Origin of the sequence: Levilactobacillus andaensis, from assembly GCF_016861695.1 — a bacterium.
Taxonomy (GTDB): Bacteria; Bacillota; Bacilli; order Lactobacillales; family Lactobacillaceae; genus Levilactobacillus; species Levilactobacillus andaensis.
On the sequence record NZ_BOLP01000011.1, the window covers coordinates 59926 to 84587 of the forward strand.

Genomic DNA, 24662 nt, shown 5'->3' on the forward strand with positions numbered 1-24662 from the left:
AAAATAGAAACCGTTTTCTTTTCATTTCATTTCTCCTAGAGGGTATGTTAAAATGAATGGTAACTAACAATATTTTTGCGGAGGTAATGCTTTTGTTTCTCATGAAAGATATTGTCCGCGACGGTGATCCCGTCTTACGACAAGAAGCAGCGGACGTGACTTTCCCTCTCTCAGAGGAAGATCAACAACTCGCTAAAGATTTAATGGAATACTTGGTGGTCTCTCAAGACCCCGAACAATGTAAGAAATACGGTTTACGGGCCGGTGTTGGCTTAGCGGCACCCCAAGTTGGTGTCTCCAAGAAGATGGCCTCCGTCTTGGTCCCACCGACCGAAGAAGATGGCAAATCGCCCTTTACCGACGTCATCATCAACCCCGTCATCGTTTCTGAATCCGTTCAGCAAGGCGCTTTGACCGAGGGCGAAGGTTGTCTGTCCGTCGACAAAGACGTGCCCGGCTTCGTGCCCCGCCACGATCGCATCACCTTACGCTACTATGATGTGAACGGCGAAAAGCACCAATTACGCTTGAAGAACTACCCGGCAATTGTTTGTCAACATGAAATCGATCACCTTCACGGCACACTCTTTTACGATCACATCAACAAAGACCAGCCGTTTACACGTGACGACGACATGATTATGATTGAGTAATTTATGCACAACTCCACTGTAACCAACCCGGTTATTTTCAGATGGCTTACATCTCCAGTAGGTAAGTAAACTTCCCTACCGTTTAGCGAGTGTCTCCCCTGACAAGTCAGTTTGGGCCGAACTTGCGTAAGTTTTCACCTGACCGGTCGGTTTCCAGTCAAAAAATAGGCACCGTAATCAAATTCCCTAGGGATAGTCGATTACGGTGCCTATTTTCAATGGTAGAACTTTTTTCATTCCGAAAAGATAAACCTGTTTCTTCCATATATAGTGCATTATTTCACAGCAGGGTCGTTTAACTTCTTGAGGTCTTTTAAATACTCAACCGTTGACTCGTTCATCAGATTGGCGACATCCACATGGAGATGCCCTTCGTAGACCCAAATGTCGCTGACGACAAATGCCGGTCCCGCGACCACTGATTTAACCTGATGATCCGCACTAAAACTAGCGAGGGCATCATTAAATGCCGCTTCAAGTTCGGGTAACCGGCGTTCCGTGTCAATCCCACTGGGCATGGTGTATTCAAAGGCCATGACCCCGCGGCCCCACACATCGGCGACCGTTTCCGTTGGTTGCAGCACACACTCGTCTTCCGACAAGACATCGTCATTCACTAGGCGCTGTAAGGCTGCCTTCACCGCCACATCGGTATCGTCCTCCGCAGAACGCCGCACCATCCGCGTCGCCCGCTGGACAATCATGCGGCGAATCATTTCATAAATTATAAAGGCAATGATGATGCCAATAATGACTTCCACTATTAGAGCCATGGCGTCTCCTCCGTTCACTTCACGCTAGTTTAATCATAGCATGTTTTGTCGTCTAGGGGTACTTCTATACAAGTGGCTGAAATTATGCTAAAATTGTGCTAATTGTTGTGTAAGCAACCCGCAGTTCGGCAGGACATAAATAATTCGCTGTTCACTCACGATTAGCGAGTTAAATCGTTTAAAATTAAAAGGAGTTTTGTCTGTGATTTACAAAGTCTATTACCAAAATGATAAAAAGCGGAATCCTAAGCGCGAGGATACGCATGCACTTTACCTGGAAGCCCCAACAGAAGTTGAAGCCCGGGCATTAGTGGAAGCTCATACGGAACACAATATCGAATTCATCGAAGCCATCGAAGGAAAGACGTTGGCTTACGAACAAGAGAATCCGAATTACAAATTAACGGAGTTCAATGAATGAACAAGTTAAACGTCAAAAATAACGAAGCCGCTATCTTTGGCGTGGGTGGACTTGGTGAAATTGGGAAAAACACTTACGGTATTCAATTTCAGGACGAAATTATCTTGATTGATGCCGGAATTAAGTTCCCCGAAGACGAGTTACTCGGAATCGACTATGTTATTCCGGATTATCAATACCTCGTTGAAAACCAAGCCAAGATCAAGGCGCTTGTGATTACCCACGGCCATGAAGATCATATTGGCGGTATTCCTTATTTATTAAAGGCCCTCAACGTCCCTGTTTACGCAGGTCCGCTCGCCTTGGCACTGATCAAGAACAAGCTTGAAGAACACGGATTACTTAAATCGACTGAACTACACACAATTGACGATGACACTGTGCTCAAATTTCGGAAGATGAGTGTCACCTTCTTCCGGACCACCCACTCGATTCCTGATACTTTAGGTGTCGCAGTTCATACCCCGGTCGGAACGATCGTGGAAACGGGGGACTATAAGTTCGACTTAACTCCCGTTACGAACCAGCCGCCTGATCTTCAAAAGATGGCCAGGCTGGGTGAAGAAGGCGTGCTGTGCTTGATGTCTGATAGCACGAACGCTGAACGACCAATCTGGACCAAGTCGGAAAAATGGGTCGGTAAATCGATTCGACGGATTTTTGATCAAGTTGAAGGTCGGGTCATCTTTGCCACCTTCGCTTCCAACATTTCGCGGATCGAAACGGCCTGTGAAACGGCATTGGCTCACGGACGGAAGATTGCCGTCTTTGGTCGGTCCATGGAAGCTGCCATCGTTAACGGTCGGGAACTAGGTTACCTTAACATTCCCGATGACGCGTTAGTTGATGCCAATGCTATTCGTTCCCTCCCTGCTGACAAGGTCATGATTCTCTGTACCGGGTCACAAGGTGAACCTATGGCTGCTTTATCACGAATTGCGAACGGTACCCACCGGCAGATTTCCATTCAACCCGGTGATACGGTCGTCTTCTCCAGTAACCCGATCCCTGGGAACACCATTTCGGTCAACCGGGTCATCAACGAGTTAGAAGAAGCCGGCGCCAACGTTATTCATGGTAAGGTCAACAACATTCATACATCTGGTCATGGTGGTCAAGAAGAACAAAAGTTAATGCTGCGACTCATGCAGCCTAAGTTCTTTATGCCTATTCACGGTGAGTACCGGATGTTAAAGATTCACACGGAACTCGCAGAACAATGTGGTGTACCGTTGGATCACAGCTTTATCCTCCAAAACGGGGACGTTCTGGCCTTAACGCAGGACTCTGCCCGGGTTGCGGGTCACTTCACCGCTGGAGACGTCTACATCGACGGTTCCGGTATCGGTGATATTGGCAACGTCGTGTTGCGTGACCGTCAGCTCTTGTCCGAAGAAGGACTTGTGGTTGTCGTTGCCACCATCGACTTGAAGAACCAGGAAATCAAAGCGGGTCCCGACCTGCTTTCACGTGGATTTGTCTACATGCGCGAATCTGGCGAACTTCTCAACGAAGGTCGTCGCCGCGTCTTCCAGACGATTCGTCGGGCCATGCGCAATCCGAAGGCGACCGAAGCTTCGATTCGCAACGCCGTCATCGACGATCTGCAAAACTTCCTGTTTGAAAAGACGGAACGACACCCAATGATTTTACCAATGTTTATTATGACCAAGTAAGTTGGTTGAAAGAGTCTGGGCCCTGTGCTCGGGCTCTTTTTTGCGTTCTCAGTGATTGGTGATAACTGGTCGCACTGCGGCTGCCATTTTACGCACATTCCAGCCTAATTTTGCATAATTTCTTACGACCAAGGAAAGTTCTGCCGGAATCACTAGGCACCACTAGAGTTTTCGTTTATAATGAAAAGGATTAAATTTTGAGAGGAGCAGTACGGTGAGTGTCCAGTTCTATATCATTCTAAACGAGCACGCAGGAAGTGGCCACGCCGGTACACTGTGGCCAGAAATCAAAGAGCAGCTCGATGCCGCCCAGGTCTCCTACCAGCTGGCAATTTCGGAATATCCGAATCACGCCGTCCTTTTGAGCGAACAATTTGCCAAACGAATCCCGGATGAGCCCCACCAAAATTGGGTCGTCCTCGCCGTCGGTGGCGATGGGACGTTGCATGAAGCCATCAACGGCCTGACGCAGCTACCACGAAAGTATCCTATTCCGGTGACCTATTTACCCATTGGTTCTGGCAATGACTTTGCTCGGGGTGCCGGGATGGCCCTGAAGTGGGAGGACGCACTGAAACAGATTATTCAGTGCACCCACGCAACCGACTACGACATTGGCAGTTACGACGAAACAATTAAACAGGAACGTGGCGTCTTCACTAACAACTTAGGCATCGGCTTTGATGCCGCCATCATTTCACAGGCAAATCAATCAAAGGCCAAGGTTTGGCTCAACAAACATCACATGGGCTCCTTGTCCTATTTAGCGTCGGCACTTGATGTTTACTACAACCAAACGGGCTTTACCCTCACTGTTCACGTGGGTAATCAACGGGATATCTATCCCAATTCCTTTCTCGTGACCACGACCAACCATCCCTATTTCGGTGGTGGCGTTGGCATTGCCCCAGGCGCAACGATCACCGACCACAAACTACATTTGGTTGTAATCGAAAAACCACATTTCTTTAAATTACTGTGGTTAGCCTTACGTTTAGTATTCAAGCGTCATTTAACGTCTAAGGCCGTTCACTACTATCAGGCTACACAAGTCCATCTAACCGTCCCGGCCATCGAATACGGGCAATTAGACGGCGAAGAAATGGGCGGTCGCTTCTTTGACGTTTACGTTGGCGTCAAATCCTACCCTTTCTGGTTCGATATCACCATTTAGGCAGTAAAAAAGGTCTGGGAATTCCCAGGCCTTTTGTGTCTCCAAATTTATAGTGTCGAAACGTGCGCCAAAAGGCAGCTGGCTCCGCTTAAACCTGATACCCAAGCAATCCAAGTTCGGGATTATTCGGGTATCAGCCTTAATGCTCACCAGCTAACCACCTTTTGGCCCACTCTCCAAATAAAAAAGCCTCACCGTCAGTTTTAGCGGTGGGGCTTTTGCTTGTGGTCAAAACCACTTGCAGGTTATTTTAGTCTTCTGAAGCATCCATTGCTTCCAGAATCATGTCGAGCTGAGCGCACTTATCGGATAAGTCGTTCATTTCTTTGCCGTAGCGCGGTTCAATCTGCACTGTCTCCGAGCTCCACTGAACGCTCTCAGATTCCTTCCGTTTTAACGTGGCCAACTGTGAATTAGCCTGCCGATACTCTTCCAGAATCTCCATACGATTACTCACCTTTTTGACAACTCCTTTAACAAGAAATTTAATTATGTTGACTCGTCTCTAAATGACTACGAGAAATCATAACACTTGCTATCGGATTTGTTAACGATTATCTTAACATTTTTCAGCGGATTGCCAAAAATGGTCAGAAAAGCGGATTCATGTCGCTTGACTTATTTAACAGTTCCTGCGAAGGAAGGCATAAAGTATTGACTGATCGATTCAACTTCGACGTTTTGACCTGGTGTTGGTGCCGCAACGTATTGCCCGTTACCAATGTAAATGGCATCGTGATACGTCGCGCCCTTAGCACCCCAGAACAAGATGTCCCCTGGCTTAGCAGATGCAACTGAGTGGGTTGACACCCGGGCTTCTTGTGAGACCGTGTTGTGTGGCAAACTGATGCCCATTGCGTGCTGGTAAACGTAAGCAACTAAACCAGAGCAATCCATCCCACTAAGTGACGAGCCACCCCAAACGTAAGGGATGTTCGCTGAAGCCAGCTTCAAAGCCAGACTCGTCACGGAACCCGTGGTCAAATTACTATTTGTGGTTGCCTTAGCAGTACTACTACTCGTAGCAGCGCTAGCAGATGATGAAGTCGAACTGGTGCTGGTCGTCTGCTGACTTGATTGAGCGGCCTTCTTAACGGCTGATTGGGTCGTTGTGCGAATCCGCTTCGTTTTCTTAGCCGTCGTGGTTGCCGTTGCCCCGGCACTAGCCTGGCTAACTGCCGAGCTTTGTGAGCTGGAAGCTACAGATTGACTACTGGTTGCGGTTTGAGACGTTGCTTGACTGCTACTGGTACTGCTCGTTGCTTGCGTCTGTGACTGACTGGTTACACTAGCAGCTGACCGGGTCACGCGCTTCTTTTGTACGGCTTTCGTCGCAGTTGCCCGTGAGGTTGGTGTTGCGGTGCTAGCGTTAGTCTTAGCAACAGAACTGCTACTCTGCGTTGGTGTCGTCACTGATTGACTAGTTGAGCTAACTGGTGCTTGACTCTTCTGAGTCTGACTAGCTGCGACGCTACTGCTCGTTGACTGACTCTTAGCTGAGCTACTCTGCACTGACGAACTGCTTACAGCATTGCTGCTAGTCTGGCTCTGAGAACTAACCTGACTCGTCTTAGTTGCAGGTTGACTAGCAACCGAACTGCTGGTTGAGGAACTAGCCGTTTGGCTGGCCGTGGACGTGCTGGTAGAAGTCTTCGGTGTGGTACTTTGACTTGCTGAGCTCGTTGCAGCTGGCGTCTGATCACTTTCACTAGACTGAGATGATGTCTGTGAAGCAGCGCTGGAACTTGTTGTTTGACTACCAGTAATTGCCGAACTTGATGATGCTGCGGCCGTTTGTTGTTTTTGCTTACTTGCGGCAGCTTGTTGTTCAGCGACAATTTGTGCCTGAACAGCGTTGGCCTTTTGGGTCGCTTGTTGCCGGGTACTTGGCGTCGTTGTCTGCGTTGCAGCGTCATCCTTAACGGCACTGGCTTGTGGAATCTCTAATTTCTGACCAACGCTTAACATGTCACCAGTTAAGGAATTAGCCTTTTGTAATTGGGCAACCGACAAATGATACGTCTGGGCTAAATCCCAGAGTGTATCGCCAGATTTAACCGAATAAGTCTGAGTTGTTTTAGCTGATTTTACTTGAAGTCGTTGACCAACAAAAATTAAGTCGGTCTTTGCGTCAATCGAATTCTGCTGTTCTAAATCTTGAATAGAAACGCCAGTCTGCTGTGAAAGACCCCAAACGGTGTCCCCTTGCTTAACTTGAATGGTATCAGCATTAGCGGTCAAGGATGCTCCAGCCGCTAAAGCACCAATGGCCCCAACGACGCCAACAACTGCTTTGGTTTTTCGTTGTCCTGTACTCATTTTCACCAACACGTCCTTTTATGACTTAAGATTTTCAAACTCATCACGGAACGCAATCGCTTCCTAACCCAAGCGCTAGTCACGTTCGTTCACAGTAAATACGAATCACAAACTAATCTTACCACACGTTTTCCCAGTTTCTTGTGAAATATTAAGGATTTGTTAACAGATTTTTAGCTTTGAACATGTGTTCCCCTTAAGCGTTTTCAAAAGTTTTAGCACCACTGTAATCTGATTATACCGGCATTTATCGCTTATCTTCTAGCGAACGATTGTTCTATGTAAGATTCAATCAAAACCAATGCAGGTGGCGTATATTTATCCACCTTTTTCAAAGTGTAAGCAGTTGTACGGTACAAGATATTATTGGAAACGCTTTTTGTATTTTACAACTGTCTATCATGCGTAGTTGCTTGTGAAATCAAAAAAAGGGCACAAAAAAACGGGAGAAATCTCCCGTTACTTTGTTATTTCACCGTTCTTACTTGGTCTTAGCCAAGTAAACCTTTGAAGAAACTGACGATTTTATTCCAGATTTGCACAATGAAATTCTCGGCTTTCTTCGCATCCGCACTGTTGGCGAAATCTTTCACGCTAGCCATTTTATCCCCAATACTATTGGCGAGGTTATTAGCTACGTTGGTCACATTCGTCACGTACGTCTTACTGGTTGAAACGGGTGCTTGTTGAACCTTGCTGAGGGCAATTGAAATGTTATTGATCTGCGTCGAACTGGTCTTCCCGTCAATCCCCTGCTTAGCCAAGGCTTTTTGCAACATGGCTTCGATATCGGCCTTCGTTGCCAGGTCATCGCCATTTTGCCGTTGCTTGGCCAGGTCTGAGGAAACGGACCCCACTGCCGACATCAACTTACCAGGATACTTACTGTCATCATTGTTGGCATCAATGGCCGGTTGGGTCGCATCCAAGACGCTGTTAGCGGCCTGCGTGTTTTCTGAGTTTAACGTTAACCCATCTGCTGCTAAGGCCTTGTAAACCCCGGTCAACGCGGATTCTCCGGAAACGGTTTTGTCGGCCGTTACCGTGATAATGACATCCTTGACCCCCGCCATAGTTGCGACCATGGCATATTGCTGGGCGGTAACTTCGGTAATATTGTTATTTCCATTATATTTAGCGATGTTAACTTTGACCCCAGTCCCAGGATCCGCCGGTGCTAATGCGACCGAGCTGATCATACTGGCATCACTGGTTCCAGCCGAATTCAGGTACGTCGCGTAGTCGTTCCCCGTGGCGGTCAACGCCGTGTAGTTCGACTTCACGCCCAGCGCTGAGGCAACCGTGTCCTTGTCTTCACTGGCTAAACCAGCCCCGTAGACCACATAGGCCTTGGAGAGTGCCTTGGTTTGGACGGTACTGCCACTGGTTGCTGAGCTACTGGTGCTGCCTGTATCCGTGGTGTCAGCAGCAGCGGATACCGCGCGACCGCCCAGAGTAATGGCCAAGGTAACGGCGACAGCTCCGAGCAAAATTTGCTTTAATTTCATGGTTATCCCTCTCTTTTCGCTTTCATTATACTGCTCCTATAAAGCAGTATAGCATCTCCCTAGTCTGCGGATGAGATTTGACCATGACCTTACAAAATTCTTCAACTTCCGTTTATTGCCAGAAACGCCGAGCACCGACGTATTCTGGCGCTAGTTTGCCCGTCAGTGGTGCCAACTGAACGGCCTCTCCTGGCTTAGGCGCATGGAGCATCTTCCCGCTACCCGCATAGATTCCCACGTGATGAATCTCGCCGGTCCCGTGTTCACGGGCAAAGAAGACGAGGTCCCCAGCGGCTAGGCTCTCTGGTGCGACCGGGTAGCCATTGGCAAATTGATCCTGTGCATCCCGCGGAATGTAGTAGTCTAATGCCCGGTGTAAGGCATAGATAAAGCCTGAACAGTCAAATCCTTGTGGTGTAACACCGCCCCACAGATAAGGTGTGCCAATGAACTGTTGGCCCAGCGCTAGTAGCCGGTCACCATCATCAGCCCCGGTCACACCAAGCTTGGCGGCATCAGCAGCGATCCAGCCTTTGCCTAGAGGCGTGACGACCTGAATCCATTCGCTATCCTGACCAGTTGTCGTCAACAATGTTCCTAATGGCAAAGTCGTCACGGGTTGCCGATCCTCATTTAGTAATGTCGTTTCAGCATGGACCAGCCGCACCGTTGTCGTGGGATAGGTCAATTCTTCGTCGGTCGTCGTCAGTTGCGTCACGGGTACCCAACCTGGGTAACCCCGCCGTTCCTGCCGATTGCCTTGTCGCGTCACAAATACGTGCGCCCAATCACCATCGACTCGATCCAGCACAACGCGATCGTTAAACAACGCCTCCGTCACGATACTATTACTATCAGCCAACCGGTCTTTGTCCGCTGGTTTAAGCGCTGCTAACCACGCCGCCAAATCCCCAGTTTTCAAATAAGTCTGATCGGTTTTAGTCACCGCTGTGGGTGCCGACCACACTAACACCGTTGGCACCTTGATCCGCCGAATTTCCATTAAAACCGCCTCCAGTTTCTTTACCCCCCATTATACCAATAATTTTGTCAATTGCCCCTGAATAAATTCAGAGGCTTGTCGCTCACGTGCCTGGCGACACAGTAGTCCAACATGCCCGTTAAGGCACTCCTACTCATAGTGGCAACATCATCGGGTAATTGACAGCTACCCGTTTAACCATCAGGATCTACCCAATGGCTGTTAGCTTTTTAATCTTTGGTCGTTTGACACCACTCAACCACTCTTGGCCGAGCCCCTCAATATTCATCGCTCCTAATCGGTCATCGTTACACCGATACTGGCATTGCTGACATCGATATTCGTGAGTTTCGTGGTGACGATTAGTCTTCTCAATTAGCCCGCACTTTGGGCATCTTTGCGAGGTAAATGCTGGGTTCACTTTCACAACGGCGCTTTGAATAGCCTGAGCCTTGTATGTTAAGAAAGATTCTAGTTGGAAAAAGGACCAAGAACGATGGCTATTATGCAAGGACTTAGGCAAATCGTCAGTGTTGAATGTCACGTTGGTTAAGTCCTCCAAAACAAAAAGTGTGTGCGAACCGTACGCCACAACGAGTGTCTTAGCTAGCCGATGATTCACATCGGTCATCCAGCGGTTCTCTCGTTGAGCTAGTTGCTTCAGCTTTTTCTTGGCAGACTTGGACCCTTTACTTTGTAATTGCCGACGGACTTCTAAAAACTTCTTTCGCTTGCGTAAAGCCTTTCGACCGTCAAAGAATAATGTCTTGCCCAGGTAGTCGTAGATTGTTGCCAGAAAACGTAAGCCACGGTCAATGCCAACAATCTTTGGATTATCCTGCTGATCAAAGTCGGGAACTTCTTTGGTAATACCAATGTGTAGGAACCACTTGCCGCGATTATGTACTAGTCTAGCAGTTCCTAACTTCCAATCGCCTCGGAAGTATTCTTCAAAGCCTTTATCGGTGAAAGCTAGCTTTGTACGCTTACTTAAGATCGTGATTGAAACTCGTGTCATCTCATTCACAAAAGAATAGTTTCTCTGGCGAACCAAATCCGCCTGTGGTCGACGAAACTGGATAGGTTTCATCAACCAAGTCAGGTCTCTGGGAACTCGAATCCACTTGTTGTTTTCGTTCTTATAACGGTAAGGATGTTGTTTCATTTGTTCCTGAACAGTTTTGTAGCGAGCCACGACCGTTCGAAAAACGGACTGAACCATCTGACTATTCAACGGTGAGCCCTGTCTGAGAACTTTATACAGCCGGTGATTGATTTTTAACCAGCTTAACGGGAACTCATGATCAAAGATCCATTGACTGACAATGTTCGCCAATCGTTGGTATTCTCGACTCATTGCTAAAAATTCCGCTGACTGTTCGGTGTCTGGATAGAGTCGTAATTTAATCGTTCGTCCTAGCTTAACCAATAGCTACCTCCCCTGAAGATTGGACTAATTATACCATTTTTGGTCGTCCAAAAGGGGAACATATGTTTTAGGAAGTATTAAGTTCTGGCATTCATCCCGCGATTAAAATCGCAGGTTTCCTGCCTAGAATTTAATGAACTTACTAGATTTTCGGGAAACGTTTGCAATATTTCTTAAAAAAGTGGCTTCATCGTCTTACCGACCGGCTTACATAATTGTAAGCCAGCAACCTTTATTAACCTTGTGTACCGCAACTGACATAAATTTTTGTAGTCGCATGCAATCAGCAAGTCCCTTGGCCTTACCAATATTTCGCCGCGATATTGCTGGCTTAGAATTGCTTTTTAAACCCACGAAAGGGACCCGAACCAGTTACGTGCTCGCGTCCCTCATTTTTGTATTCTGCTACGAAGTTTCCATGGATCACCATTCTGGCTTGGAATTGACCGCGACCAACCACCTGTCAACAGACAAATCCGGTTAGTCACAGGCCCCGACCTAGTGTTCAAAACTCATTAAGGATAAACACCAGCCTAAGCCGGAGGAGGCCAGGGATGTAGCCAGCCGTGTCGACGATGTTTGCCGGGGTTCTTTCTCGGCTTACATCGTGGGACGACCTCGGAGACATGCGGCTTTCGTGGCTTTGAGGCGAGCCGGAAGCCCGTTTCTCAGGCTGGAGGCGTTCCCCATGGCAGGCGCAGTGCGACCACTTTGCACAACTTTTAGTTCAACCCCAAGTATGCTTGAACCACGCGGTCAACGGTGAAGCCGGCCATTTCCATGACCTGTTCGCCTGGGCCACTGGCACCGAACTGTTCCTGCGTCAGCATTGCCCCATCGAGGCCAACGTACTGGCACCAGCCCAGCCCACTTGCCATTTCAACCGCTACTCGTCGCCGCAATGTCGTAGGCAGGATACGTTCGCGGTAAGCGGCGGACTGCGCATTGAATTGTTCAAAGCTTGGCACGGACACGACCCGCACGTCATGCCCCATTTCAGCTAACTGTTCTTGGGCCCCTAAAGCTAATTTAACCTCTGACCCCGATGCCATCAAGACGCCCTCTGCATCCCCCTGAGCATCACGAACCACGTAACCACCGCGCTTAACGCCACTACGAACCCGTGCAGCCGCTTGTGGCAACGTTGGCAACCCTTGCCGTGACAAGATAATGGCCGTTGGGTGATCAACCGATTGTAAGGCTGACTGCCAAGCTGCCACCGTCTCATTACCATCGGCTGGCCGGAAGACCGTTAAACCAGGAATTGCGCGTAATGCCGCCAACTGTTCAACGGGTTCGTGCGTTGGTCCATCCTCCCCGACGGCCAACGAATCGTGCGTGAACACGTAAATAACTGGTAACTTTTGCAGCGCAGCCAACCGAATCGCTGGTTTCATGTAGTCTGAGAAAACGAAGAAGGTTGAGCCGTAGATCCGAGTTCCCCCGTGCAAAGCGATACCGTTCATGGCCGCCGCTTCGGCGAACTCACGCACACCAAACCATAAGTTTCGGCCCCGCGGATTTTCGGCACTGAACCGGTCATCTTCGGCAATCGCCGTTTTGTTTGAGCTAAAGAGATCGGCTGAACCCCCCCACAAGTTTGGCAACGCCGCGCTCAATTTCTGGAGGACTTCACTCCCGCTTGCCCGGGAAGCCAGACTATCCTTCTTGTAGTAAATCGGCAGGTCGTCCGTCAGATCAGCCGGTGCGTCTTGACTGAGGCCCTTGGCAAATTGACTAGCCAATTCTGGTTCAACCGCCGCGTAACGCGTGATTAGGTTGGACCATTCCTGATGACTCGCCCAGCCACGAGCTTTGATCGTCGTCATAAAGCGTTCGTGCACTTCGGCCGGAACCGCAAATGGATCGTTGTCCCAACCGTAGGCGGCCCGCGTAGCTTCCAAGTCATCCGCATTCAGTGGTGCCCCGTGGACTTTATTCGTCCCCGCGTTCGGACTACCGGCCCCAATCTGTGTCTTGACCTCGATCAAGGTCGGACCATCTTGATTTTGCTTAGCCGCAGTGATTGCTTCATCAATAGCATCCAGGTCGTTCCCATCCGCTACGCGCGAGTAGTTCCAACCATAGCTCAGGAAGCGGCCCGCAACATCATCGTGACAGGCATTACTCAGCGGTCCATCCAGCGAAATATCGTTAGAATCGTACAGCACGATCAGTTTGTTTAATTTTAATTGGCCGGCTAAACTTGCAGATTCAGCCGCGACCCCTTCCATCAGGTCACCATCCCCACATAAAGCGTATGTATAGTGATCGACAACGTTTAAATTCGGTTGATTGTAGTCCGCCGCTAAATGGGCTTCGGCCATGGCCATCCCCACAGCCATTCCAATACCTTGGCCTAAAGGACCAGTTGTGGCGTCCACACCAGGGGTCATGCCATACTCTGGATGCCCGGGTGTCTTACTGCCCAGTTGCCGGAAATTCATCAAATCCGTTCGACTTAACGAAAAACCACTCAAATGTAAGAGACTGTACAGCATTGCCGAACCGTGACCAGCCGAAAGCACAAACCGATCCCGGTTGAACCACTGTGGGAAGGATGGATCGACCCGTAAATGACGGGAAAATAAAACATAAGCCATCGGTGAAGCCCCTAATGGCAACCCTGGATGGCCTGAACGGGCCCGCGAAATCATATCCATACTCAACATCCGGACCGCCGTTACGGCCAGAGTGTCCGTATCATCAAAACTGACTTGCTTCATTACTTTTTCATTCAACATCAGAAATAACCTCACTTTAAGCGACCAGACCATTCCGGTCGTCTGTTATTGGTAGATGAGTTTTATACGTTAATCTTACCGGTAGAATCGACGCTCACCATCGACTTTCATAACTATACCAATTTAATTGTCATCGTGCAACCCCTTTTGCAAAACTTGTTAAATAGGCATTTACAAGTTGTAAAAGTAGATATATTGGATATACCAATTTAAAGATGTTGCAACCGGTTGTTTTTGGTGCACAAAAAAACGACCTTTTACCGAAAAAATTGGTATAGGTCGTCGTATAAACTATTTTGATTTCTGAAAGGCTTACTTGCTGGCTGCTTCGATCTGAGCAAGCGTTGGGATCGATGGCATTGCGCCTAGTCCTTGAACGGTCAAGGAACTAGCGCGTTGAGCAAAGACTAGCGCCGTCGCAATGTTGCTAAGGTCTGGCTTCAATTGTGAGCTCAAGGCCCCAATGAAGGTGTCCCCAGCGGCCGTAGTGTCGACAGCTTTGACCTTGAATGCGGGCACGAAACCAGAACTGTCAGCGGTGGCGTAGTAAGCGCCCTTGCTGCCGATGGTGATGATCAGGTTCTTCACGCCCAATTCACGGAATTTAGCCGCATTGGCGTCCATGGAAGCTTCATCAGTCACTTCGATACCGGTCAAGATGGCACTTTCGCTTTCATTAGGAACAACGAGATCGGTTACCTTTAAGATCTCAGGGTCAATCTTAGCAGCGGGGGCTGGGTTCAAAATCGTCGTCACGTTGTGCTTCTTGGCAACCGTAAAGGCAGCTAAAGTCGCATCTTGTGGCGTTTCAAATTGAGCGATCAAGAAGTCAGCCTTAGCGATTTCGCTTTCAACAGCCGTCACTTCCGCTGGCTTGATTTGTTGGTTAGAGCCACCGTAAACCAAGATACTATTTTGGCCCGCTTCGTCAAGTAAGATGAATGCAGAACCCGTTCCGATCGTTGAGTCAGTGATGATGGCACTCGTATCGATACCATCATCCTTTAAAGATTCAACCATGAAACGACCTGCATCATCGTTACCAACCTTACCGATGAACCGTGTTTCAGCACCGGCACGGGCTGCAGCAACGGCTTGGTTAGCACCCTTCCCACCAGCGGCACTACTTTTGTTTTCAGTGGATAGCGTTTCTCCTGGCTGTGGCATCCGGGCAACCCGCAATGTCGTATCAACGTTGAGACTACCTAGAACCGTAACTTTGTTTGACATAATTAACCTTCACTCCTTAACCAATTTATCCGTTTGTAAAACGTTTTACGTATTGCCGACACGCCGGACAATCCGTTTTGCTTATCCCTAGCGTATCATGTTTCGAAAAGGCTTACAAGAAAAAGATGAAATTTATTTCACCGGACCGGTACTCTCCCGCTGACGGAGCTCTACGGGGAGGTCTACCAGTTGAGCAGGCTGCCGCTGATCTTGAATTCGGTTGATCAATAGCGTCGTTGCCTGCTGGCCCATAGTGACCACGGGTTGGCGGATACTGCTGAGTTTTGGCACCACGTACTCGTCCAAATCAATATCATCGTAACCCATCACGGAAATATCCGCGGGAACGCTCAGCCCCTGTTCATGCAGACCACGCATCAGTCCCAGTGCCGTTTCATCGTTAATGGCAAAGACCGCCGTTGGCTTTTGCGCCATGATCCCTGCCGTTGCCTGATAGCCACCCAGCTTCGTCATGGGTGAGATGACCACGGCGGAATCCGGCAGTGTGACCCCGGCCTCGGCTAATCGTTCCTTGAACCCGGCCAAACGAATCACCAGGTTATCGGTCGGATGTTCTGGCATCACAACCGCAATCTTGCGATGTCCCAATGCCAGTAAATGCTCAGCGGCAAGTTGGCCACCCTGTTCATCATCAATCCGAATCCGGTCCAGGCTAGGCCCCCCGTTTTGGTCGATCAACAGGTACGGAATACCATTTTTCTTAAGAATATTGTCAATGGCCTCCGCGGTGATCGAGGCACTGGCAATGATCAGACCATCCACGGCCCGTTTGATCAGTTCCTCTACGTAGTAGCTTTCCAGCTTTTCATCGTGGTTGGCCCCAAAAATCAGGGGAATAAAGTGCCGTTCCCGACTGGCCTCTTGGACCCCACGAATGAACATACTAAAGAAGGGGTTCCCCAGGTTAGGAACCAGCACACCAATGGTCTGAGCAGACTTCATGATGAGGTTCCGCGCGTTAAAATCTGGAACGTAGCCCAATTCTTCTTGCAACTGATGGACGCGCCGCCGCGTATCGAGACTGAAGCGTTCACCCTTGCCATTCAAAATTTGTGAAACCGTTGTTACCGAAACACCCGCTGCTTCAGCAAGGTCCCGAATCGTTACTTTGCGTGTCATAGCAACCTCCATCATCCGTTTTCATACTAAACCTTATTATACCCCACCAGGCGGCGATATCTACGGTCAATTTAGGTTCCGTTAAAGGTTGAAAGCTGAATTGTCTACTTCAGACCAGTGTAGGCACAAATTGATGCCGCTAAATTAGTGCAAATTGGTCGCAGCCAGGGATTCCGCCTGCTGTGGGGACGCTTCAGACTGGAAGAACACCAGCCTTCTCGCTCGCTTTTAAGCCGTGGAAAACGCACGTCTTAAAGGTCGCCCTTGTTGACTACTGACAGGCCTCAAAAAAAGCACGGCCCATCAACTGGACCGTGCTTCTAACACTTAAGCCTTTAAAATTTTATCGATTGCTTGTAATTGGTCATCATCAAAAGTCAGGTTTTGAACTGCCTTGATGTTTTCCTTCAAGTGAGCTGGCTTAGACGCCCCAGTGATGACACTCGTAATGACTGGGTTGTGCAATAACCAAGCTAAGGCCATGTGAGATAACTTTTGACCACGGCTCTGGGCGATTTGATTGAGAGCCTGTAACTTCTGGACCATCTTGTCGCGGCCGTTGTCCAAGACGAACTCGTTCGACCAGTGAATGTCCACGTCTGCTGGAATCCCGTCCAGGTACTTGTCCGTCAAGAGACCTTCAGCCAAGGGACCGTAAGCAATTGCCCCGGCATTGTTCTTGGCCAGCATGTCGAACAAGCCATCGTCATTGGCTGTCTGGTTCAACATGTTATAGGAAACCTGGTCAACGACGAATGGCGTATGCAAGTCCTTAAAGATCTTGATCATCGCTGCGGCTTGAGGTTCCGTGTAATTTGAGATTCCCACGTACAACGTCTTACCTTGGCGAACCAAGTCGTCCAACGCAACCGCCGTTTCTTCTGGTGACGTTTCTGCGTCAAACCGGTGACTGTAGTAAATGTCAACGTAGTCCAACCCCATTGCCTTCAGCGAACGGTCCAGAGAAGCTGTCAGTGCCTTACGGGAACTCATTTGTCCATAAGGTCCCGGCCACATGTGGAACCCAGCCTTACTACTGATGACCAATTCATCACGGTAAGGCATCAATTCACGTTGCAGCACTTGGCCAAAGAGGCTTTCGGCAGCGTATGAGCCTGGGCCGTAATTGGCGGCGAGGTCAAAGCTAAAGATACCCGCGTCAAACGCCTTCAAAATCACATCACGCGTGTCCCCATAGTTGGCGTTTTCGCCAAAACTGTGCCACATCCCAAATGAGATTGCGGGTAGTTGGAACCCGGTGTTCCCTGCGCGCCGAACTGGCATCTTCTCGTAACGGTGTTCATCTGCTAAATACATGTCTTGCCACATTCCTTTCCAATTATACCTAAGTTAGAGTATAGAGAATTGGTGTGGACCAGTCAAGTTTCAGCGTAAAATTGGTCTAACCACTGTGAAATTATTTTCTTTGGCGTTAGGGATTGGATTTGCTTAAATGGCCGCACTCCGGCTGTCAGGGATTCCGCCTGCTGTGGGGACGCTCCGGACTGTGGGGCGGTCCTCTGACTCGATTTGAAGCCGTGAAGAACACACGTCTTCAAAGTCGCCCATATTGATAGCTAGCCAGCGGCCAGCTATCAATATTACCACGGCTGGCTGCGTCCCTGACCTCCTCCGGCTCTGATTTTGGTGTTTCCACCTCATGCAACTGTTGAAGGAAATAATTTCAAGTAGCTTGTAGACGTATCTTTCAGCACAGCATTAGCATTATTGTCACCAAGTATTTAATGCATCATTTAATTTATCTTGTTTCCCCAATTATCCATTGAATCATATCAACCTATTTGCAATCAAATTCTATTAGAGCAAAACAATTGTATAGCACATCTAATTTGTTTTAGTCCATACCCAACAAGAAAACTCTATCAATAAATTATAAGTTCTAGTTGAAACATCATGTCAATGTTCCCGTCCAATCTCATCAAATTGCATTATACAAAATCGCTATTCAACTGACTTTTAGCCAAAATAAAAAGAAGCCCAGAAACTTCCCAGACTTCCTCTAAATTACGCTATATTCGTTTAACCCTAACCTTTGTCACTCAGCTTAACCGCCTGTGAGACGTGGCCATTCGTTGCATCCAATAACGCCTTAGCCTCCGCAATCGTTCCTTTGGTTTCAATCAGGACGATTGCCAATGGCACGTTGTTACCAGCCCGGTCCAAGGCCCGTTCCGCTGCTAACGTCGACGTTTGGGTGGCTTCCGCAATGATCTTCTTGGCCCGTTCAAAGGTCTTACCATTGGTTGGGACCACGTTGATCATCAGGTTTTGGTAAACCTTTCCCGTCTTGATCATAATTCCCGTTGACAGCATGTTGAGGACCATCTTCTCGGCAGTCCCGGCCTTCAACAGCGTGGCCCCGGTAATGATTTCGGGACCCACGACCGGTGTGATTGGGAAGTTCGCTAGCTGGGACAGCGGGCTGCCTTCAATACAGGAAAAACCGATACCCAGTGCACCCTGATCTTGGGCAAACTGTAAGGCAGCCAACGTATACGGTGTTTGACCAGATGCGGCACTCGCAATTACCACATCCTTGCTAGTCAAGTGCACAGCACTCAAGTCGGCTTGCGCCAATTCTGGAGAATCTTCGGCAGCCTGAACCGTCGTTGTCAGGGCTTGTGTGCCCCCGGCGATGAGACCAAACGTCTGCTGAGCTGTCAACCCATAGGTTGGTTGTAGTTCCGTTGCATCGATCACGCCCAAACGACCAGAGGTCCCGGCCCCGACATAAATTAAGCGCCCGCCCTCGTCAAACTTTGGGTACGCAGCATCAATGGCTGCCGCAATCTGGGGCAACTGCTTTTGTACGGCGCGTGCCACCCGGTGGTCCTCCCGGTTGATCGTTGCAACCATTTCTAACGTGGACTCCCGATCAATATGTGTTGAACGGTGATTTCGTTGTTCAGTGAGTAAGTCATCAAATTGCATGGTGTCAGCCTCCAAGTTTCATCAACTAATTCTATATGTATTCGCTTTCATTGTGACTACCTCAGGTATAACATGTTTCATAAATAATTTCAATTCCGAATTTTGCAATCGACTGGGTGAAACATTTTCCAAGACCGCAAAAAAGCGAACGACCGAGGCCGTCCGCTTTCAAGAAAAGATGTTCAATTTCAACGTAAAGTTTGCGTCATTACGACTTAGCTTACTGAAAAATCTACTTTTCGACCTTCATCCACTGGTAGCCTCGGCTCATCCCCGCTGGATTCCAGACATAACCACTGACCTTGGAATTCCACATCTCAGCCGTTGCCGGTTGATACAGTGGGACGACCCCTTGTTGCGTCATCAGCCGTTTTTCAGCCGTGACCAAATCGTTATAGCGAGCCGTTGGGTTATTGGCGTCCTGATTCTCAGACCGCTTAATGGCCGCATCGTATTGCGTATCGGAGAAATCACCGTTGTTGTTGGTGTTTCCGGTACTCATCAACGATAAGAAGTTGATTGGATCGGCGAAGTCGGCGCCCCAACTTGAGAGCACCAATTCAAAGTTACCAGAATTTGAGCGACTCAGCCGCGTCTTGTATGGCAAGCTATTGATGGTGACCTTCACGTTTGGCAGCTTCTGTAATTCGGCTTGGACATATTGCGCGACCGTCTTGGTTACGGAAATATCGTCTGCCATTAACGTCAGGTTCAGCTTCTTCGTTCCAGTTGCCTTTAAGCCAGCCTTCATCAATTTTTTGGCCTGAGGTAAATCATAGGTGACCCCACTCTTGACGTAGGCGTCTGTGGCAAAATCCTTCTTCGTTTTCGGATTTCGTGACAAGTTTTGCGAAACGAACCCAAGTGGTGCCTTCGAGCCGTCACGCAAAACACTCTTGGCCAACTGCTGCTTGTCGATGGCCATGGACAAGGCTTGCCGCACCTTTAAGTTCCGCAAGGCCTTGACCTTTTTCTGGTTCATCTGCATGTAGTAAGTCGTCCCACCGACAAATGTCTTCAAACTAGGATTGTTCTTCAGGTTCGCCACCTGCGTCCCGTCCAGCATTGTCGCATCGAGGTCCTTCTTCTGGAACAGGCTTAACCCAGTCGATGGATCGGCCACGACCTGGAAGTTCATTTTCTGAAGCGTGATGTTCTTCTTATCCCAGAAATGGGTGTTCTTCACGAGCTCCCAGTTCTGGTTGGTCCCCTGCCACTTGGTCATGACAAATGGGCCATCGTAAGCCGTCTTGCCACTCGTGTGACCATAATCGCTACCATAACGGTCGACGACGCTCTGTTCTTGCGGGAAGAATGTTGGGAAGGCGAGCAGTAACTTAAAGTAGGCCACTGGCTTACTCAACGTCACCTGTAACGTATTCTTGTTCAGGGCCTTAACGCCTAATTGGCTTGGGGCCAGCTTGCCACTTTGAACCTGATCATAGTTCTTGATTCCCGCCATCAAATAAGCATATTCCGATGCGGTCTTGGGATTGACCGTCCGTTGCCAAGAATAGACGTAATCTTTGGCAGTAACGGCACGCCCATCGTTCCAGTGGTTGTTCGACCGTAGCTTGAAGACGTAGGTTTTCCCATCCTTAGACACCGTCGTCTTGGTTGCCATGGCGTTGATGAGCTTCTCTTTTTTACCCAACCGATACAATCCCTCTTGCGTATGGTAGAGCATGGTCAGACTCGTCGAATCGGCCGCCTTCGAGACGTCTAACGTGGTGACCTCGGATTTTGCCGACAGCTTAACGACCTGCTTAGCTGCCAATTGACCCGAGTTTCCATTTGACGACGTTGACTTACCACAAGCGGCTAACCCGCCCGCAACCAGTAACGCCAATCCCATTAAAATTCCAAATTGCTTTCCCTTCAAAATCTTCTCTCCTCATTCCAATTTAGTTGCATGTAACCATTCTAACTTTCCAGCGCCTTCAAATAAAGCACCAAGCCTCAATAATGCCAATTCTTGTCCTTTTGCCGCATTAAATTGGATTCCGAGGGGCAACCCTTCCTTGGTGATCGCCGTTGGCAGACTGATTGCGGGTTCACCAGTCAAGTTGGCCTGCTGGGTAAATGGGGACCGGGTCAGTGCCGGCAACCATTGGTCATAGATCAGTTGCTTCTGCGCCCGCGGATTGAAGCTCTCGATAGACGCCATTTCCATTTCATTCTCTGCTGAGACCAGCGTATCACCGACCTTAGGTGCGGGCCACGCCGTTGTTGGGGTCAAAATAATCGGGTACTTGGCATGCAATTTGGCCATTGCCCAAGCGGCCTGGTCCCACTTGCTTAGTGCCAAGCTGTAATCGGCCGCACTCGTATGCTGCCCGGTTTGGTACAGCGCCCAGGTCAGCAATTCCATATCGGTTCGATTCAATGGGCGCCCAATGCCATCTGCCAGCTCACTCATAAAGGCGGCGGTTTCACCAGCATTCATGGTGTAATAGCTTTCCATGAGGGCCACGCCGTCGATGGGGATGTGGACCTCCTCAACGTCAAGCCCCTGCTCGCTGAGAAATTGGGCAGCCGCTTCGACCGCATGAACGGCATCCGAACTGACTGGCGTACCCACCGGAGATTCAGTCGTAAATCCGATTTTAACGGGTTTCATGGGCTGATCTAGTTGGGCCAGATACCCGGCCTTTTCTAGTGGCGTCTGAAAGACTGCGGCTGGTTGAATCGTTTGTAAGCTATCCAATAGCGCCGCGGTATCCTTGATCGACCGGGTCAACGCAAAATCAATGGCCGCGCCCTGCCAAGACCGCCAGTCGCTAGGACCAACTGGCACTCGCCCCCGCGTTGGCTTTAAGCCAATCGTCCCGGACCACGACGATGGAATCCGAATCGAACCGCCACCGTCGCTCCCAGCAGCAATTGGAACGACCCCCGCGGCCACACTGGCACCGGCCCCACCGGACGACCCACCCGGCTGAAAATTCAGGTCCCAAGGATTACGCGCCGGACCATAGATTTCGGCGTCTGTAATGTTCTTAAACCCAAATTCGGGGAAATTGGTCTGCCCAATAATAATAAAGCCTGCCCGCTGCAACGCCTTTACAAAGAAACTGGTCTGTGTCGCCACGTTATCCCGCAAGAGCCGTGAACCACTCGTACTCGGTTCTCCTTGCAGCTGTTGACCGAGCCCCTTCAGTAACAAAGGGACGCCCAGAAATGGCTGACCAGTGTTGACCTGCGCTGCCGCCTCCTGCAACGCTTTTTCCTTACGCGTCGTGATGACCGCATTTAATTGCGAATTCTGTCGATCAATCTCGGCAAATGCCGCTTCCACTAGTTCTTGACTGGTGACCTCGCCATCACGTACGCGTTGGGCCCACGTCAATGCTGGCACACCGATCCATTCTAACTGACTCATCTGCATAACCCCCTACAAAGTTAGCTTCCTGCTTGTTACCATCAGATTCATTTGAAATTGCCGCACTCTGGCTGCCAGGGATTCCGCCTGCTGTGGAGCGGTCCTCCCACTCGATTTGAAGCCGTCAAGAACACTCTTCTTCAAAACTCACCTAATGACATACAGCCCTAGTTTTGTCCGGAATTCATCATTCATATCATAAATGCTGCCACCATTAATTCCCCAATCCACTTAAAATCATTCAATTGTGAAATTTAAGCCAATGCATTGTAAAATGAGAAACCTAACCCCCTTTACGAATGACCGATTACTATCGCATCACTACGGGCCTACCGCCTGCGTCAATGTTCATAAATGATCAAATCAGGCCTGTATTTCCCTGAGAAACGGCGCCTATTTAATTTTCACAATACCCGGTTGTAAAAGCGTTTTCAAGTAGTTATACTTGGAAACGTCTTAGGTCACAATTGAAAGGACTGAATACTTGATGAATAAGACGAAGAAGTGGTTAGTTTTAGGGTTAGGGTTAAGTTTAGTGGTGAGTCTTGGTCTCGTTGGTTGCGGGAAGACCTCATCGTCGAAATCTACAAACACCAAGGTTGCCGACAAGAAAACATTGATTGTCGCCACCTCGGGAACGTTGTATCCCACGTCGTTTCACATGTCCAAGAACAGTAAGTTAACGGGCTTTGACGTGGAGGTCGTGCGGGCCGTTGCCAAAGGGTTGGGCAAGAAGGTCAAGTTCCAAGAACTCAGTGTCGATGGTCAATTGACGGCCGTCAGCTCCGGTAAGGCTGACATGGCAGCGAACGACTTTGGCCTCTCCTCGGCACGGAAGAAGCAGTTTGCCCTCTCAACGGTCTATAAGCACTCGTTCAACAGTATCGTTGTCCGGGACAAAGACGATTCCGGCATCCACAACTGGGCTGACATTAAGGGGAAGAAGGCTGCTGGTGAAGCAGGTACGAGTTATCAACGGCTCGCTCAACAGCTAGGGGCCAAGTTGGTCAACTATGACAACGTCTCCAACGACGTCTACTTAAAGGACCTCGAAAAGGGCAAGACCGATGTCATCATGAACGACTACTACCTGCAGAAATTGGCGTTAGCCGCCGTGCCAAACAACGGCTTACACATCGTGAAGAACATGTACTTCACGACCACCGATGACGGTCAGGGTGTCGGTATCTTGATGAAGAAGAGCAACACGAAACTCCAGCAAGAAGTCGATAAGGAAATCAAGAAGCTTCTGAAAGACGGGACCATCAAGAAAATCGCCGAAAAATACTACGGTGCCGATGTCACGAAGAAGCCTAACGTTCACATTTCCAAGAACTTTACGATCAAGTCCACATCGACTGGTCAATAGGAATTGAGGGGTGTCGCCCATGTTAAAGTACATCTCGATTCCCGGCTTCTTTAATGCGCAGTTGGCTTGGTCATCCATTCCACAGATTCTGAGCGGCCTGCCCATGACGATCTATTTGACCGCAATGGCGTTTGTGCTGGCCACGGTCTTAGGCATGCTACTGACCTTGGCGCAGTTGAGTCACATTAAGCCGCTTCACTGGTTGGCCCGCGCCTACATTTCATTTATGCGCGGTGTGCCCATGCTGGTCGTTTTGTTCATCGTTTACTTTGGCTTTGGCCTAAACGCCATGCCAGCCGCCATTCTTTCGTTTACGATTGGTGCCGCGGCCTTCATCTCCGAGGTCTTCCGCTCAGCGTTCATGGGGATCGACCCCGGCCAGTATGAGGCTGCCTATTCGATTGGATTGCCCTATCGCAAGGTCATGCGGTTCATCATCATTCCGCAGGCTTTTCGTATCAGCATTCCCGCCCTTGGTAACATTTTACTCGACATGTTCAAAGGTACCTCACTTGCGGCCATGATCACCGTGACCGAAATGTTCATGCAGGCTAAAATCGTTGCCGGTGCAAACCAAGATTACATGACGATCTACATTACGATTGCCATTCTGTACTGGCTCTGCTGCGTCATCATCACGGCCGGCCAGAATCAGTTGGAGCGTTGGTTGGACTATGACCGGCCAAAAGAACATTTGAAATTGTTGTAGGGTTGGATTGGGTCTGGGCGTACTGCGGCTGCCAGGGATTCCACCGGCTGTGGGGACGCTCCGGACTTAGAAACGGATGTCCAATCAAATTTTGACTCATAGCGATTATGGCTTGACTATTTGTTGGTCAGGCCATAATCACTTACAAATAATTCAAAAAAGCACCGAAGCCATCTGATTTTTCAGACCGCCTCGGTGCTT

General features: G+C 49.2%; 19 protein-coding genes. 6 read left to right on the forward strand and 13 right to left on the reverse strand.

The genetic code is table 11. The features are described from left to right. The first annotated feature begins 92 nt into the window (after positions 1-92). On the forward strand, positions 93-653 hold the full coding sequence (def, locus tag JUF10_RS09135; protein ID WP_203641875.1) for a peptide deformylase: 561 nt from the start codon (positions 93-95) through the stop codon (positions 651-653). Positions 654-928: 275 nt separating this feature from the next. Here the strand turns inward: def and JUF10_RS09140 are convergent, their stop codons facing one another. Beyond that, positions 929-1426, reverse strand: a complete 498-nt coding sequence (locus tag JUF10_RS09140; protein WP_203641876.1) for a hypothetical protein — start codon at positions 1424-1426, stop codon at positions 929-931. A 202-nt stretch (positions 1427-1628) separates the two neighbouring features. Here JUF10_RS09140 and JUF10_RS09145 point away from each other — a divergent pair, with 202 nt between their 5' ends. From JUF10_RS09145 to JUF10_RS09155, 3 genes are all read left to right on the forward strand, one after another. Beyond that, a complete protein-coding gene (locus JUF10_RS09145; RefSeq protein ID WP_203641877.1) occupies positions 1629-1847 on the forward strand; it encodes a DNA-directed RNA polymerase subunit epsilon in 219 nt (72 codons plus the stop codon). Further along, on the forward strand, positions 1844-3523 hold the full coding sequence (gene rnjA / locus JUF10_RS09150; protein ID WP_203641878.1) for a ribonuclease J1: 1680 nt from the start codon (positions 1844-1846) through the stop codon (positions 3521-3523). The genes JUF10_RS09145 and rnjA overlap by 4 nt, the downstream gene beginning before the upstream one ends. Positions 3524-3737: 214 nt before the next feature. Next, a complete protein-coding gene (locus JUF10_RS09155; protein ID WP_203641879.1) occupies positions 3738-4697 on the forward strand; it encodes a diacylglycerol/lipid kinase family protein in 960 nt (319 codons plus the stop codon). A gap of 250 nt (positions 4698-4947) precedes the next feature. Here the strand turns inward: JUF10_RS09155 and JUF10_RS09160 are convergent, their stop codons facing one another. From JUF10_RS09160 to JUF10_RS09215, 12 genes are all read right to left on the reverse strand, one after another. Then, positions 4948-5154 carry a hypothetical protein gene (locus JUF10_RS09160; protein WP_125685667.1) on the reverse strand — a complete coding sequence of 69 codons (207 nt, stop codon included), beginning with the start codon at positions 5152-5154 and terminating at the stop codon, positions 4948-4950. Positions 5155-5315: 161 nt separating this feature from the next. After that, complete coding sequence (locus JUF10_RS09165) at positions 5316-7016, reverse strand: LysM peptidoglycan-binding domain-containing protein (RefSeq protein WP_203641880.1); 1701 nt, start codon at positions 7014-7016, stop codon at positions 5316-5318. A 491-nt stretch (positions 7017-7507) separates the two neighbouring features. Further along, positions 7508-8524, reverse strand: coding sequence for a DUF1002 domain-containing protein (locus JUF10_RS09170; RefSeq protein WP_203641881.1), 1017 nt, complete (start codon positions 8522-8524; stop codon positions 7508-7510). Positions 8525-8636: 112 nt separating this feature from the next. Beyond that, positions 8637-9527 (reverse strand): C40 family peptidase, encoded by an 891-nt coding sequence (locus JUF10_RS09175; RefSeq protein WP_203641882.1) that lies wholly within the window; start codon positions 9525-9527, stop codon positions 8637-8639. A gap of 187 nt (positions 9528-9714) precedes the next feature. After that, positions 9715-10935 (reverse strand): RNA-guided endonuclease TnpB family protein, encoded by a 1221-nt coding sequence (locus JUF10_RS09180; RefSeq protein ID WP_203641883.1) that lies wholly within the window; start codon positions 10933-10935, stop codon positions 9715-9717. A gap of 722 nt (positions 10936-11657) precedes the next feature. Next, positions 11658-13679: a transketolase gene (gene tkt, locus JUF10_RS09185; RefSeq protein WP_203641884.1), complete on the reverse strand. Its 2022-nt coding sequence runs from the start codon at positions 13677-13679 to the stop codon at positions 11658-11660. Between the two features lie 312 nt (positions 13680-13991). Further along, positions 13992-14909 carry a ribokinase gene (gene rbsK, locus JUF10_RS09190; RefSeq protein WP_203641885.1) on the reverse strand — a complete coding sequence of 306 codons (918 nt, stop codon included), beginning with the start codon at positions 14907-14909 and terminating at the stop codon, positions 13992-13994. A gap of 132 nt (positions 14910-15041) precedes the next feature. Next, positions 15042-16049 (reverse strand): ribose utilization transcriptional repressor RbsR, encoded by a 1008-nt coding sequence (gene rbsR / locus JUF10_RS09195; RefSeq protein WP_203641886.1) that lies wholly within the window; start codon positions 16047-16049, stop codon positions 15042-15044. Positions 16050-16376: 327 nt separating this feature from the next. Beyond that, positions 16377-17366, reverse strand: coding sequence for an aldo/keto reductase (locus tag JUF10_RS09200; protein ID WP_203641887.1), 990 nt, complete (start codon positions 17364-17366; stop codon positions 16377-16379). Between the two features lie 729 nt (positions 17367-18095). Next, positions 18096-19001, reverse strand: coding sequence for an N-acetylmuramic acid 6-phosphate etherase (gene murQ, locus JUF10_RS09205; RefSeq protein WP_203641888.1), 906 nt, complete (start codon positions 18999-19001; stop codon positions 18096-18098). Between the two features lie 232 nt (positions 19002-19233). Continuing rightward, entirely contained in the window at positions 19234-20883 is a 1650-nt protein-coding gene (locus tag JUF10_RS09210; RefSeq protein WP_203641889.1) for a peptide ABC transporter substrate-binding protein, read from the reverse strand. 12 nt (positions 20884-20895) lie between these two features. Further along, positions 20896-22383, reverse strand: a complete 1488-nt coding sequence (locus JUF10_RS09215; protein WP_203641890.1) for an amidase — start codon at positions 22381-22383, stop codon at positions 20896-20898. 487 nt (positions 22384-22870) lie between these two features. On the opposite strand from JUF10_RS09215, the gene JUF10_RS09220 reads away from it, so the two are divergent. Continuing rightward, positions 22871-23752, forward strand: coding sequence for a transporter substrate-binding domain-containing protein (locus tag JUF10_RS09220; protein ID WP_203641891.1), 882 nt, complete (start codon positions 22871-22873; stop codon positions 23750-23752). 19 nt (positions 23753-23771) lie between these two features. Next, on the forward strand, positions 23772-24461 hold the full coding sequence (locus tag JUF10_RS09225; protein ID WP_203641892.1) for an amino acid ABC transporter permease: 690 nt from the start codon (positions 23772-23774) through the stop codon (positions 24459-24461). Positions 24462-24662 lie beyond the last annotated feature (201 nt).